The 13,444-nt window shown below is 61.0% G+C and carries 14 protein-coding genes; 11 read left to right on the top strand and 3 right to left on the bottom strand.

Going from position 1 to position 13,444, the window contains the following annotated elements; translation table 11 throughout:
• Positions 1–9: 9 nt before the first annotated feature.
• The 9 genes from DXH78_RS02775 (at position 10) to DXH78_RS02735 (ending at position 8,403) form a co-directional block, all read left to right on the top strand.
• Positions 10–867, top strand: coding sequence for a branched-chain amino acid ABC transporter permease (locus DXH78_RS02775; RefSeq protein WP_115515626.1), 858 nt, complete (start codon positions 10–12; stop codon positions 865–867).
• Positions 867–2,675, top strand: a complete 1,809-nt coding sequence (locus tag DXH78_RS02770) for a branched-chain amino acid ABC transporter ATP-binding protein/permease (protein ID WP_115515625.1) — start codon at positions 867–869, stop codon at positions 2,673–2,675. Before DXH78_RS02775 ends, DXH78_RS02770 begins: the two co-directional genes overlap by 1 nt.
• Positions 2,656–3,387: an ABC transporter ATP-binding protein gene (locus tag DXH78_RS02765; protein WP_168192686.1), complete on the top strand. Its 732-nt coding sequence runs from the start codon at positions 2,656–2,658 to the stop codon at positions 3,385–3,387. Before DXH78_RS02770 ends, DXH78_RS02765 begins: the two co-directional genes overlap by 20 nt.
• 502 nt (positions 3,388–3,889) lie before the next feature.
• Complete coding sequence (locus DXH78_RS02760) at positions 3,890–4,675, top strand: FadR/GntR family transcriptional regulator (protein WP_115515623.1); 786 nt, start codon at positions 3,890–3,892, stop codon at positions 4,673–4,675.
• Positions 4,672–5,448 (top strand): ABC transporter permease, encoded by a 777-nt coding sequence (locus tag DXH78_RS02755; protein ID WP_115515622.1) that lies wholly within the window; start codon positions 4,672–4,674, stop codon positions 5,446–5,448. The genes DXH78_RS02760 and DXH78_RS02755 overlap by 4 nt, the downstream gene beginning before the upstream one ends.
• Positions 5,445–6,254, top strand: a complete 810-nt coding sequence (locus DXH78_RS02750; RefSeq protein WP_245416713.1) for an ABC transporter permease — start codon at positions 5,445–5,447, stop codon at positions 6,252–6,254. Before DXH78_RS02755 ends, DXH78_RS02750 begins: the two co-directional genes overlap by 4 nt.
• Positions 6,251–7,009 carry an ABC transporter ATP-binding protein gene (locus DXH78_RS02745; RefSeq protein WP_115515620.1) on the top strand — a complete coding sequence of 253 codons (759 nt, stop codon included), beginning with the start codon at positions 6,251–6,253 and terminating at the stop codon, positions 7,007–7,009. Before DXH78_RS02750 ends, DXH78_RS02745 begins: the two co-directional genes overlap by 4 nt.
• Before the next feature lie 3 nt (positions 7,010–7,012).
• On the top strand, positions 7,013–7,336 hold the full coding sequence (locus DXH78_RS02740; protein WP_245416712.1) for a hypothetical protein: 324 nt from the start codon (positions 7,013–7,015) through the stop codon (positions 7,334–7,336).
• Between the two features lie 35 nt (positions 7,337–7,371).
• Complete coding sequence (locus tag DXH78_RS02735) at positions 7,372–8,403, top strand: ABC transporter substrate-binding protein (protein ID WP_245416711.1); 1,032 nt, start codon at positions 7,372–7,374, stop codon at positions 8,401–8,403.
• 113 nt (positions 8,404–8,516) lie between these two features.
• Here DXH78_RS02735 and DXH78_RS02730 read toward each other — a convergent pair whose 3' ends face one another.
• The 3 genes from DXH78_RS02730 to DXH78_RS02720 are packed head-to-tail and all read right to left on the bottom strand — an operon-like array spanning position 8,517 to position 12,014.
• Positions 8,517–9,842, bottom strand: coding sequence for an SAM-dependent methyltransferase (locus tag DXH78_RS02730; RefSeq protein ID WP_115515619.1), 1,326 nt, complete (start codon positions 9,840–9,842; stop codon positions 8,517–8,519).
• Positions 9,835–10,668, bottom strand: a complete 834-nt coding sequence (locus tag DXH78_RS02725; protein WP_115515618.1) for a DUF1365 domain-containing protein — start codon at positions 10,666–10,668, stop codon at positions 9,835–9,837. The genes DXH78_RS02730 and DXH78_RS02725 overlap by 8 nt, the downstream gene beginning before the upstream one ends.
• Positions 10,665–12,014, bottom strand: a complete 1,350-nt coding sequence (locus DXH78_RS02720; protein ID WP_115515617.1) for an NAD(P)/FAD-dependent oxidoreductase — start codon at positions 12,012–12,014, stop codon at positions 10,665–10,667. Before DXH78_RS02720 ends, DXH78_RS02725 begins: the two co-directional genes overlap by 4 nt.
• A 193-nt stretch (positions 12,015–12,207) precedes the next feature.
• On the opposite strand from DXH78_RS02720, the gene DXH78_RS02715 reads away from it, so the two are divergent.
• Together DXH78_RS02715 and DXH78_RS02710 are read left to right on the top strand one after the other, a co-directional pair.
• The gene (locus tag DXH78_RS02715; RefSeq protein ID WP_245416710.1) at positions 12,208–12,786 is read left to right on the top strand and encodes a sigma-70 family RNA polymerase sigma factor; all 579 of its coding nucleotides are present in this window, start codon (positions 12,208–12,210) and stop codon (positions 12,784–12,786) included.
• On the top strand, positions 12,783–13,442 hold the full coding sequence (locus tag DXH78_RS02710; RefSeq protein ID WP_115515616.1) for a ChrR family anti-sigma-E factor: 660 nt from the start codon (positions 12,783–12,785) through the stop codon (positions 13,440–13,442). Before DXH78_RS02715 ends, DXH78_RS02710 begins: the two co-directional genes overlap by 4 nt.
• The last annotated feature ends 2 nt before the right edge of the window (positions 13,443–13,444 follow it).

The following is a 13,444-nucleotide window of genomic DNA, read 5'->3' as shown; positions in this document are numbered from 1 at the left end:
CGGCACACAATGCTGGCCTCGATACTGGCGTCAGGTCTCGCGGTGGGCGCGGTTTATGCGCTCATCGGCGTGACATACAACACGATGTTCTCGACATCGCGCGTCATGAGCTTCACCGCCGGGCAGCTTGGTATGCTCGGCGGCGTCTTTGGCTCGCTGTTCATGGTGCGGCTCGGCTTCCCGTTCATCCCGGGGCTGATCGCGACATTGCTGTGTTGTGCGGTGATCGGGGTCATCACCGAGATCGTCGCTGTCCGCCCGGTGCTCAAGAGCCTGGACCAGCACCTCTACGTGCTGTCGACGCTGGCGCTGGCGCTGATGATCCAGCAGGTCACGGCCATCGAATGGAGCACCGAGCCCCAGCCTTTCCCGAAGATTTTCGGGATCGGCTCGGGCATCTTCGACGAGAAGTTCTGGCTGCCGATCGTGGCCTGCGCGGTCACCATCCTTGGCCTTGAGTTCCTTTATCGGCGAACGCTGGTCGGCCACGCCTTCGTGGCGATTGCCGAAGACAATTTCGCCGCGCGCGCACTTGGCCTGCCGGAGCGCAATTTGCGAATGGCCAGCTATGCTTTGGCCGCTGCGATCGGCGGATTTGCCGGCTTCGCCGGCGGCCAGTTGCTGCTGGCCTTCGTCGCCAACGGGCCTCTGCTCAACTTCTACGGCTTCGTCCCGGTCGCGCTCGGCGGGCTCGGCAACAACCGCGGCGCGGTGGTGGGCGGCTTCGCACTCGGGCTGTTCCAGCAGACCGCCAATTTCCTCGTCGGCGGCATCTTCTCATCGGTCGCGGTCTTCGTGATGTTCATCGTTGTGCTGCTGGCGGCGCCGCAAGGCCTGTTCGGCTCGTCCTCGGCCCGGAGGGTTTGATGAAGGCCGACACGCAGGCCACCGGAATTCCGGCTTCCCGGGCCGAGCCAGCCTGGCGCGACACGGCGGTCCATGTCTTGCCGTTCCTTGCGATCTTCGGCTTTGCCGCCCTCGTTCCCATGGTCAGCAACGACTACTGGGCGCTGATAGCCACGCGGGCGGCAATCTACTGGATGCTGGTGTCAGGTCTTAACCTGATCGTCGGCTTCGCCGGACAACTCGCCATCGGCTATGTCGCGCTGCTGACGCTCGGCGCCTATACGACGAGCGTGCTGGTCGGCGGCAATGTGCTGCCGCCGATGCCGCTCTTTGTGGCGTTCGGCGTGGCGGCGCTCTTCGGCGCCATTTTCGGCGTTATCGTCGGCCTTCCGGCCCTTCGTCTGCGAACCTTCTATTTCGCCATGTCGACACTCGGGTTCGCGACAATCGTCACGCAGATCGCGCTTGCCTGGCAGAGCGTCACCGGCGGCGGCATCGGCCTTCCCGGTCCCGAATTTCCCGCTCCGTTCAACACCACCAAGGGCTTTCTCTATTTTTGCCTGGGTTGTGCGGTTCTCAGCACCTGGATGACCGCGAATGTCGCGCACAGTCGCTTCGGCCGTGCCCTGATCGCCATCCGGGATGCCGAGGTGGCAACAGAGTCACTCGGTATTTCTAAGCCAAAGATGCTGGTTTCGGTCTTTCTGTTGGCCGGCGCCTTTGCAGCCTTCGCCGGGGGCCTGTTCGCGACCCTGCAGACTTACATCACGCCGGAAGCCTTCAACTTCGACCTGTCCGTCCTGTTCTTCATCGCCATACTCATCGGCGGCCGCGGTTCGATCCTCGGACCGCTGCTGGGGACCGTCATCCTGACCTTGCTGCCGGAATTCGCTGCGCCGCTCGCGGCGTGGTCGACATTCCTCTATGCCGTCTTGCTGCTCGCGGTGGTTCTCGTTGCGCCCGGCGGCATCGCGGCGCTCTTGGATTTCAAGAACCGGCGACCGCTGCAGTCCAATCGCGCCATCGTGCCGCGGCCGACGCTGCTGCCGGACATCCTGTCGCAAGAGCGCGTGAAGACGAGCATTGCCGTGCGGGGCATCGCCCTGAGCTTCGGCGCTGTCCGCGCTATCGACGGCGTCGACCTCAACGTCGAGCCTGCCCGCATTCACGGCCTCATCGGTCCGAACGGCAGCGGCAAGACAACCATGCTCAACGTCATCTCCGGCTATTACCGGCCGCAAAGCGGCACTGTCATGCTCGGCGGTGCGGAGCTTGAGCCCGGCAGATCGGAGACCCGTGCCGGACATGGCATCGCGCGCACATTTCAGACGCCGCGAATCGTGGGTGAGGGCTCGGTACTCCAGAATGTCATGATCGGCGGCACGATTTCGGGGCAGGGAACGCTCGTCGAGTCGATGCTCGCGCTGCCGCGTCACCGCGACGATGAACGCAAGCTCGAGAAGGCCGGTCGGCTTGCCTTGCGCGTCGTCGGGCTGGAGAGCCTTGCCGCGGTACGCGCCGACCGTTTGCAGCACAGCGAACTGCGCTTTCTGGAGATTGCGCGCGCACTCATGCTGCGTCCGCAGTTTCTCATGCTGGATGAACCGGCGGCAGGTCTTTCGGTCGATGAGATCGCGCGGCTCGGCGAGTTGATAAGAGAGATCAGTCGGCAGGGTGTCGGCGTGCTGCTGGTCGAGCACCATGCAGACCTGATCTTCGACATCTGCGATCAGATTACCGTGCTCAATCTCGGCCGGGTCCTCGCGGCCGGTACGCCGTCGGAAATCCGCCAGCACAAGGAGGTGGTCAGTGCCTATCTCGGCGGCTGAAACGCTGATCGAAGTGAAGGACCTCGCCAGCGGCTATGGCAAGATCGGCGTGCTGCATGGCGTCAGCCTGGCCATCGGTAAGGGCGAGGTGGTGGCGCTGCTCGGCCCCAACGGCGCCGGCAAGACGACCTTGCTGCGCACCATCTCCGGTCTGCTGCCGGCGAGCGATGGCACGATCCGGCTCGACGGCCGTGATGTGCGGGGCTCGGATGCCCGTGCGATGGTGCGGGCGGGCGTCGCCCATGTCATCGAAGGCCACCGCGTCTTCACGCAACTGAGCGTCACCGACAACCTGTTGCTGGCCGGCTATTACCTGCCGCGCGCGGAACGCGCCGCCCGGATCGAGGAAGCTCTCGAGTACTTTCCCGAAATCGCGGCGAAGCGGCATGAAAAGGGTGCCGCGCTGAGCGGTGGTCAGCAGCAAATGCTGGCCGTGGCGCAGGGCCTCGTGCAGCGGCCGCGGCTCCTGATGCTCGATGAACCGTCGGCCGGCCTGTCGCCGATCCTCGTGGATCGCGTGTTAAACGTGCTCGGCCGCTTGGCGAGCGCGGGCACGGCGGTACTGCTGGTCGAGCAGTTGATCGAAAAAGCCCTGGCGACGGCCAACCGGGTCTACGCCTTGACGCAGGGCCGTATCGTCTTCGAGGCGTCCACCAGCGAGCCCGATATCGTGGCTCAGCTCGAGCACGCCTACCTCGGCGGAAAAGGCTAACGCCAGAGATGTGCACGGCGCGCCGGCCGAGCGTCGAGGGCTTGGCGTCGCGTGCAGCCTGGTCGACCAGATAAGCCGCGATGGTCTCAGGCAAAGCCGGGAGGATGCGCAGGCCGCGCTCCTGCACCCACACAAGCCGAAGTGCCGGAAATCGCTCATATAGGCTTTCTGTGTCGCCTTAGACTTTTCGGCCTGGGCGTAACCAGCGGCGCGTTCGAGCTCGTAACCAATCGGGGGGGCTTCCGGTCCTTGCACCTCCTTCGCATTGACACTCATCGCAGTTCATCCGCTGCGCTTAATTCATCGAACTTTTGCGATCGTTTTTGACTCGGCAAAGTGCGCATGGAGATGCGCTCCGGGTATGCGACCTTCGCAATTTGTTGCATTGCACGATAACTCATTCATCGGATGTTTAATATCGGATGATTGCACCGGTAATTGAATCGATGTATATTTTGAAGTGCCAGTCAGCCCAGAACTGACGGCGGGGAGCGAACATTTCGTGCGTACCAAGCGCGCCAAATCCGGCGGAAAGCGCTCGAAGCCGCGCCGTATCCACGCGGTGCTGACGACACTCGGCTGCGAGATCGCCCAAGAAATCATTCCGGCCGGCGCGGTACTGCCCCCGGAAAACGACCTCGAAATCCGCTTCGGCGTGGGTCGCGGCGTGATTCGTGAGGCAATCAAAACGCTGTCAGGCAAAGGACTCATCAGCGTTCAGCCCCGCCACGGCACCCGCGTATTGCCGCGGCGCGATTGGAGCCTGCTTGATCGCGACGTGTTGAGTTGGCTGATCGGCCAGGACAAGCCCGACGTCCAATTGCTATTGGCCGTCCAGGAAGTTCGCTCGATCATTGAGCCAGCCGCCGCTGCGCTTGCTGCCGCGCGTGCAACTAAAGCAGACCGGCAGCGGATTAGTTCAGCCCTGCGAGCAATGGAAAGCGCCGACAGTCAAATCAGCGCAACCGCCGCGGACAAGGCCTTTCACCTCGCTATTCTGGACGCCACGCACAATCCGGTATTGCAAGGCTTCCGTGGCGCCATCGACACGATTCTGAGCGCGGTTTTCGTCGTCGCGGTCGACAGAGTCGATGGCTGGTTCGAAGATAATATTCCCAATCATGCCGCCACGGCCCGCGCCATCGAAGAAGGCGACGCCGAAAAAGCTCGCAACGCCATGGAGCAGGTCCTTGGCTACACCCAATCCAAATTGGCCAAGCGAAGTAATGGACCGCGGCGTCGGCAAGCTCGTCGAAGCGATCCTTATGACCTGAGGCAAAGGCAATGAAGCGACACTGGTTCTCTTCAGTGCTTTGGTTTTGCGCTCCCTTTGCAGTGCTGCTCGTCCTTTGGGCTGTTCTGGTGCCTTACTTCGACGTCAATCCTCGGCTGTTTCCCCACCTTATCTCTGTGGTTCGGGCTGGAGTTGAGGGAATACAGGACGGCACTCTTATTCAGCACATTGGCGCGAGCCTCCTGCGTGTCGCGGTCGGCACGGTGCTTGCGCTCTTGGTCGCCATTCCGATGGGTGTGGCAATGGGCATCAGTCCTGTTGTTTCCGCATTCCTGACGCCGTTGTTCAGGTTTTTCTCGGTGCTAGCAGGCATCGCGTGGATCCCCATCGCGACGTTGTGGTTCGGCTATGGCTTTGGCGCCATCACTTTCGTCATCTTCAATGCCGTGTTCTTCATCGTGACGTACAACACTCTGCTCGGCGTCTCGACCATTCCCCTACATGTGCGCAACGCGGCCGCATCGCTCGGTGCAAGCCGATGGGCGATGTTGACCGAGGTACTGCTGCCCGGCGCGCTTCCCAACATCGTCACCGGTATACGCACCGGACTGGGCTTTGCCTGGCGCGGCTTGATCGCGGCCGAGATGATCGCCACCAATGCGGGGCTTGGTTACATGCTCTTTGTGGCGCGCGACTACTACAAGACCGAGGTGATTGTCCTCGGCATGGTCATCATCGGCGTCCTGTGGCTGATGCTCGACCGACTGTTGCTGGCACCGATCGAGCGCAGCACGATCGAGCGCTGGGGAATGGTGCAGCGCGCATGATGGAATTTCCGCTCAAGCTATGGAGCCACTACGTGCGCCTGACGGCGCGCTGGCCATCGATCGGCTCCATTGCGCCGTTCCTGCCCGTGATCGCAGCCTGGTGGATCATCTCCGAGCTACAGATATTTCCACGCGTCTTCCTGCCAGGACCTGGGGAGGTCATGCATTCGTTCCGTTCGCTGGTTTATACGGGCATCCTTCCCGAGTACTTGCAAGACAGCGTGGTGCGCCTTGCTGTCGGCACGTTCTGGGGCGTTGCGCTCGGCGTTCCACTCGGCATCTTGGTAGGGCTCAGCCCGCGAGCGCACCGTGCGCTCTGGCCGCTGTTGCTGTTCTTCCAGGCCATTGGCGACATCGCATGGCTGCCGATCCTCGTGATTTGGTTCGGTTACGGTCTCGTCACCATGACCGTTGTCATAGTCTACACAGTGATCTTCCCCGTGGTCCTCAACACGGTACTGGGCGTGCGCTCGATCCCGATTACCATGCATCGGGCTGCTCTGAGCCTCGGAGCCTCGCGCGCCCGAATGGTCTGGGAAGTGATATTGCCCGGCGCGCTTCCCAACATCATGACCGGGTTACGCAACGGCCTTGGCTACGGCTGGCGCGCACTGATCGCAACCGAGATCATCGTCGGCACCAGCGGCATCGGCTTTCTGATGTTCGATGCGCGGCGCGCCGGCTCGGTGGTCGAGATACTGCTTGGAATGATTATCCTCGGGATCCTCTGGTACATCGTCGACAGCTGGATCCTGGCGCCGGTCGAACGAGCCACCGGGCAACGCTGGGGGCTGGTGACGCGATGAAGAATCTGGTCATTCGCAATCTGTCAAAGACCTACTTCGACGCCTATGCCGGCACGCAGGTGACGGCCGTGCACGATGTTTCGCTGAGCGTGGCCGAGGGCGACTTCATCTCCATTGTGGGCCCGTCGGGCTGTGGCAAGTCGACCATCCTCAACCTGATCGCCGGCTTCATCCCGCACTCCAGCGGGGAAATTCTTGTCGGTGGCAAGCCTGTAAAAGGGCCGGGGCCAGATCGCGGCGTGGTATTTCAGTCTTTCGCGCTGTTTCCGTGGCGGACCGTCCTAGAAAATGTCGCGTTCGGACCAAAAATGCGCGGCGTTGGCCGGGCGGAGCGCGAGAAGATCGCGCGTGAATATCTCGCGCTCGCCAAGCTTTCAGAAGCTGCAGGGCGTTATCCCAACGAGCTATCCGGCGGTATGCAGCAGCGTGTTGGCGTGGCGCGGGCGCTCGCCAACGAGCCGGACGTTTTGTTGATGGACGAGCCCTTCGCCAGCGTGGATGCGCAAACCCGCATGACATTGCAAGAGGAATTGACGCGGATATGGGAAGCGAAACGGCCGACGGTCATCTTCATTACCCATGACGTTGCCGAGGCTGTTTTTCTCGCCAATCGAGTTGTGGCGCTGTCAAAGGGCCGGGTACTCGACGAGATCGCCGTGGACCTGCCGCGGCCTCGTGTCTGGGACGATCTCAACGAAAACGATCGGTTCAAATCTCTGACTGGCCGCGTTCTCCAACTCGTGAGATCGGCGTGAGTCATGTTGCGCGACGCCCTCAAATCGCGAAAGGCGCACATCCTGCTGGCGGTGGCCGGCTGCTACATTGCTTGGCAGCTTTGGCTCACAATCGCAGCGCCGCGCAAGATTGCCGACTTTGGAAACGCTCCGGAAAAAGTAAACGTGCTGATTACCCTGCCGTTCCCGCCGGAGCGTTTCCACGTTCAGCTGTTCCAGACCTATGGCAGGGTGTCTGGAACACAAGAAAATGCCGTTGAAGTTCGTGGAGTGAAACGAGCGGACCTGACAACCGTCGCCCGTCCTTACTGGGTTACGCGCGTCGAGCCGCTTCAACCTGGAGGGTGAATGAGATGCGACGGATGATGACGCTGCTTTTCGCCTTGCTGCTGTTGCCATCGCCGGCACTGGCTCAGGCCAAGGATCCGGTAAAACTCAAGGTCGGCATGGTCGCTGCGGTAGACATGCTGGCGCTGCCAATTGCGGTCGAGCGCGGCTTCTTCGAGAAATACGGGCTCGACGTAACCATCGCGCGCCCCTATGCCACGGGCGTCGATGCGCTCAACGCTTTGCAGGCGGGTGAAACCGATATGGTGCAGGCGGGCGTGCCCTCCATCGGCGCCATTCTGCGCGGCATGGATCTTGTGTTCTTCGGCAACTTTAGCGGCAACGCCACCAAACTCGGATCTGATGCCACGCTTGCGCTGGTTGCCAACGGGGATTCAGGCATCGTTAAAGGCGACCTAAAAAGTCTTAAGGGCAAGAAGATCGCAACCTCGTTCGGCACGATCAATCATCTCTACATTCTCGGCTTGCTCGAGAAGGCGGGCCTCGCTCCCACCGATGTCACGCTTGTCAACACGCCGCCTCCGGAAATGACGGTGGCGTTGCTTGCCAAAGGCGTGGATGCGTTCGTCTGCTGGGACCCGGCACCGGTGATCGGCATGAAGGATGTGCCGGGCGCAATCGAGGTGATTCGCGGCGGCGACGTCATTTCTTATCTCGGTTTCAATGTCGCGCTGCGGCCGTGGATGGAGAAGAATGGCCCGACGATCGAGAAATTCCTGGCGGCCGTGTCGGAGGCCGACCAGTGGATGCGTAAGAATCCCAAACAGGCCGCCGGTATCGGTACGCGCTGGATTCCCGGATTGAAGCTCGACGTGGCCGAGACTGCGATGCAATATAACATTCAGCAAGTAGACCGCCGCATTTCCGCACATAATTATCGTGCGCTGTGGAAGGCTCAGGATACGCTGCAACGGCTGGGAGTGATCAAGTCGGTGTTCGATGTGAACAAGCATATCGAGCCTAAGTTCATCCTCAGCGTGATGAAGACATACCCGGACCTGTTCTCCGACCTCCAGCCCATACCCGCGGATGTGGAGATTAAACCTGGCTTCGTATTTAAGCCATGACCTCAAGTTGCCGCGCGCCTGTTACTGTTGCGCGGCAACTGTCTCTCCGTCCGCTATTGGCCGCGGGTTCAATGAGTGCAGTGAAGGTCAATGAGTGCAGTTAAGGCTTGCAATTAAGGAGCGATCCTTACGCTCGATTTTTCGGCTCTGGCAGCACTCACAGATGCCGCCGGCGCTGTCATGAACTGGCCGCAACGCGCAGCGTCGGCGACAGCGGGTTTGAATTTGAAAAAGCCCACATCGATGGCGCCGGAACGGAAGCCCGCCTCGCAATAGCAGAGATAATAGTGCCACATCCGCTTGAAGCGGTCGTCAAAACCGAGCTGCTTGATCTGCGGCCAGGCCATAAGAAACCGTTCGCGCCAGATGGCGAGCGTTTGCGCGTAGCTTGAACCGAATGGCTGGTGTATCGTCAGTTCGAGGCCTGCGCCCGCCGCCTGCTGGCGGATGATGTCGACGGTGGGCAATACGCCGCCGGGGAAGATATAGCGTTGAATAAAGTCGGGCTGCTGCCGATACTTGTCGAAGCGCGCCACATCGATGGTAATCGCCTGCAGAAGCACCGTCCCGCCAGGTTCTAAAGCGCTGCGCAATTTCTCGAAATAGACAGGCCAATAGCGCTCGCCGACGGCTTCGATCATCTCGATCGAGACGATGCGGTCAAAGGTTTCGGCGATGTCGCGGTAATCCTGCAGCCGCGCCTGAGCATTCGGCGCTCCCGCGATGCGATCGCGGGTGAAGGCGAGTTGTTCAGCAGAGAGCGTGATGCCGGTCACATCGCAATGCGACGTGAGACGGTCCATCAACGCGCCCCAGCCGCAGCCGATTTCCAGCACGCGCTCACCGCCGCTGATATCCAGAAGTTGCAAAATACGTGCGAGCTTGGCGTTCTGCGCGGCTTCGAGCGTTTGGTCGTTGTCCGTGAACAGCGCGGCGGAGTATTGCATGCCGCGGTCCAGCCATAGTTTGTAGAACGCATTGCCGAGATCGTAATGCGCTGCAATGTTGCGGCGGCTGCCGCGTCGGGTATTGCGGTTTCTCAGATGCCGCAGCCGTACGATGAGGCGATGCACCAGCGAGCCGGATATTGCGTGCGGCATGCCGGTGTCATTGCGGGCGCCGAATTCCAGAAACGCTGCAAGATTGGGTGTCCACCAGTCACCGGCAATATAGGCCTCCGCAAATCCGAGTTCGCCGCCGTTGATCAGCCGCCAAATCGCGCGCCAGCGGCGGATCACAAGTTTGGCGCTAGGCCCCGGACTGGACGCCTGCCGGCGAAGCGTTTCGCCGTTCGGTAGCACGATGGTGATATCGCCATAGGTGACCTGAGCCAGCAGCCGCTGCAATTGCCGTGAGAAAAACGGCACTCTTCGTGGTCGCGATGCGTGCGCCGCCGGCGCTTGAATGGCTCTGGCAACGTCGGATGTCAGGTCAGTCATGGCTATTCCCGAAAGCTTGGGACGTATTCGGCAGCGGCTGCGTTGCAATAGTGATGGGTGAGGGGGCTGGCGGGCGCGGACGCAGCCGCATGCCCTTGATCCACAGTTTAAGCGCTTCCCAGTGAATGCCGGCAACGACTTTGAGTGTCATCAGCGGAAACGAAAGGAAGACGCGCAGAAGAGCCGTATCGGTGAGCGCCTGACGTTCGCCGGCGAGTGAAGCGATCAACACAGGGCCATCCGCGTCTGAGCACTCGATGACGAGCGCAACGCGTTCGTCCGGCGGCTGCACACGAAAGCGGTAGGCGATATCCATGTCCATGAACGGTGACACATAAAACGCCTTTAGGCAGCGCTGCTCGATGGGTTCTCCCGGCCTGCTATCGACCGGGATCAGATAACTGTGGCGCTGCCGGAACGTGTTATGCACCTGATAAAGCAGAGCCCTGAGCGCACCCGAACGATCATAACAATAATAAACGCTGATCGGATTGAACACAAAGCCGAGAAAGCGCGGCATGCATAAAAGCCGGATGGCGCCCCCTTTAAGATCAATCCCGGCTGTGGCGAGATGAGCGTCGACTTGAGCGCGCAAGGGGCGGTTGGAGCCGTCGCCGTGATCGGTGGTACGGAATCCGAACAGGTTAAATCTTTCGAGCGAGAAAAATGTCAGCCGGGCGGACAAGTCAGGCAATTCGTCGAGATCGAGCAGACACCAGAACGCTCGATAGTTCAGCCGATGCGCATGCGGCTTGAGGCGCCGGTGCATAACCGTCCCTGTGTAGAGGCAGGAATGCCCCACAGCCGCGAGCGCTTCGGTGCTCATGTGGCCTGCTCCGACACGGCGGCCAGCTCATTGACGTGCATATGAATGCGCCCCGATTCATTCTCCACATTCCAGGGCCGTCGCACGCCGCCAAGCGCTTCGGCGACTGCCAGGCCCGATTGCAGTCCGTCTTCATGGAATCCGGCGCCAAAATAGGCGCCGCAGAACCATGTGCGGTGGCGCCTTTGCAGCGACCATAATTTGGTTTGCGCTGTCATGGCTGCCGTATCGAGCAGGGGGTGCTCGTAGATCTCCGAATGGAAGATCGTGCCGGCGTGCGGTGGCTGCGCCGGATTGAGCGTCACGAACAGAGGTGTATCTGTCCTGAGGTTCTGCAGCCGGTTCATCCAGTAAGTAACGGTCAGCGCGTCTGCGTTTTGGGCGCCGCTGATGTAGTTCCAGCTTGACCACACCTTGCGGCGCTTCGGCATGAGTCGTTGATCGCTATGCAGCACAGCCAGATTGCGGCTATATCGAAACGGCGTCAGCAATGTGCGCTCGGCCGCGCTCGGCTCCGTCAGCAAGGCCAGCGCCTGATCGGCGTGCGTCGCCAATACGACGTGATCGAAACGTTCGGGGCCGGAGCCGGCGCTCGTGATATCCACGCCATCGACGTGGCGTGTGATCGACAGAATCGTCTGGTTGAGCCGGATGCGTTCGGCGTACGGCTTGGTCAGCTGCGTTACGTAGCTGCGGCTGCCACCCTTGACGGTGCGCCATACCGGCCGGTCTTTCAACTTCAACAGGCCATGGTTCTCCTGGAATCGGATAAAGGCGGCGGCCGGGTAATCGAGCATGGCCTGCGCTGGCGCCGACCAGATCGCCGCCGCCATTGGCAGCAAGTGATCGTCGCGGAAGGCTTCGCCATAGCCGCCGAGCTTGAGATAATCGCCGAGTGTCGCTTGCTGCCCCAGTCGACGCATGTCGTCCGGCGCGTCTTTATAGAAGCGTCGCAGATCGCGCAGCATCGACCAGAAACGCGGGCTAAACAGATTGCGCTTTTGCGCAAACACGGTGGCCAGATTCTCCCCGGCATATTCCAGGGCGCCGCCCTCAAGCGATACGCCGAGGGACATTTCGGTCGCCTCCGAAGCCACATTGAGGTGCTCGAACAGTGCGGTCAGATTTGGATAAGTCTGCCGGTTGTACACGATGAAACCGGTATCGACCGCCACTGTGCCATTTGGGGTGCGAGCGTCGACGGTATTACTGTGGCCGCCAATCCGGTCGGCGCGCTCGTAGACCGTCACCTGATGACGGCCAGACAGGAGCCAGGCCGCGGCCATTCCCGAAATTCCGCTGCCAATGATTGCGATTTTTAGGGGCTGCGTGCCGTTTTCAGACATGATTCCCAACTGCCTCTGGCCGCGACCGGTCGGGTCGCTCGCTGTCAGGAACAAGTACGGTCCGGAATACCGGCTGGATCACCGTGATCCAAACCGGGCCGGATCACGTATATTGCCGATGCAAGTAGTGTATCGGAGCGACGTGGAGAGTGGCGCCAAATCACACCAGATTCGGGCGGAGTTTTCGCAGGCGATGAACATGCCGACCCGGGCTTACGAGATCACATGTTCCGCCGATCTGGCTCGTCTGATCGAGGCGGTCGCCGCCACGCGCGACCGTGAGGCCTTTACAGCCTTGTTCGATTACTACGCGCCGCGCATCAAAGCCGTCTTGATGCGATCCAATATGCCGGCTGCCGCCGCCGAGGAGTTGGCGCAAGAGGCCATGCTTACGGTATGGCGCAAGGCCGAGCAATTTGACCGCGCGCGCGCGGGCGCTTCAGCCTGGATCTTTACCATAGCGCGCAACCTGCGCATCGATGTTGCTCGTCGCGAGCAGCGCAGCAAACTATTCGACCTTGAATCAAACGAGTTTCTGGACGCGCCGCCGCAGCCAGACGAGGAGCTCGATGCTAGCGAGCGTGAACGGCGTGTCCGTGCCGCCCTGTCTCATCTGACGGATGACCAGCTCAAGGTGGTACGTCTGTCGTTTTTTGAAGGCCAAGCGCATGGCGACATTGCGCGCGAACTTAAGATCCCGCTCGGGACGGTCAAATCGAGAATACGACTTGCGATGAACCGCCTGAAAGATTGTCTTGGTGACCTGACATGAGCCGACACCATCCGAAGAATACGACGCTGGCGGAATTCGCCGCTGGTACCCTGGACGAGGGCCGCAGTCTGGTCGTTGCCAGTCATCTCGCGATGTGTGGTAATTGCCGCGAATATATAGCGGCATTGGAAGAAGCCGGCGGTCAGATGCTGGCCGAGATCGATCCGGTGGCAATGGCGCCGGGAGCGGCGCTGCATGCGCTGGCGCTGCTCGATCGCGAAGCGAATAGCTCACGCGGGCAGACTCGCAATCGAAACGAAAAGCGGACGATTGTGCCGGTCTGGCAGCCCGAACAGAAGCACTTGCTCGGATACGAACTGGGCCCCTGGCGCTGGGTTGCGCCCGGACTGCATCATCGTGTGGTGAAGGTTCCCTCCGAGGGCGGCGCGCGCGTATTCATGCTCAAGGCGGCGCCGGGCTTGAGAATTCCGGAACACAGTCACACCGGCACCGAGCTGACCTGCGTCTTGTCCGGCGCCTTCATTCACGAAGGCGGCCGCTACGCCGCCGGCGATTGCGACGATGCCGATCATGATGACGGGCACTCGCCGGTAATCGATGGCGACGAGGAGTGTATTTGTCTTGTTGCCATGCAGGGCGAGTTGAAGCTGTCCGGTCTTATCGGAAGGATGATGCAGCCATTCGTGCGCATCTAGTG

Source organism: Undibacter mobilis (genome assembly GCF_003367195.1).
In the GTDB taxonomy this organism is placed as follows: Bacteria; Pseudomonadota; Alphaproteobacteria; order Rhizobiales; family Xanthobacteraceae; genus Pseudolabrys; species Pseudolabrys mobilis.
The sequence above is the reverse complement of the archived record's forward strand: the minus strand, read 5'-3'. Positions and strand labels throughout refer to the sequence as shown.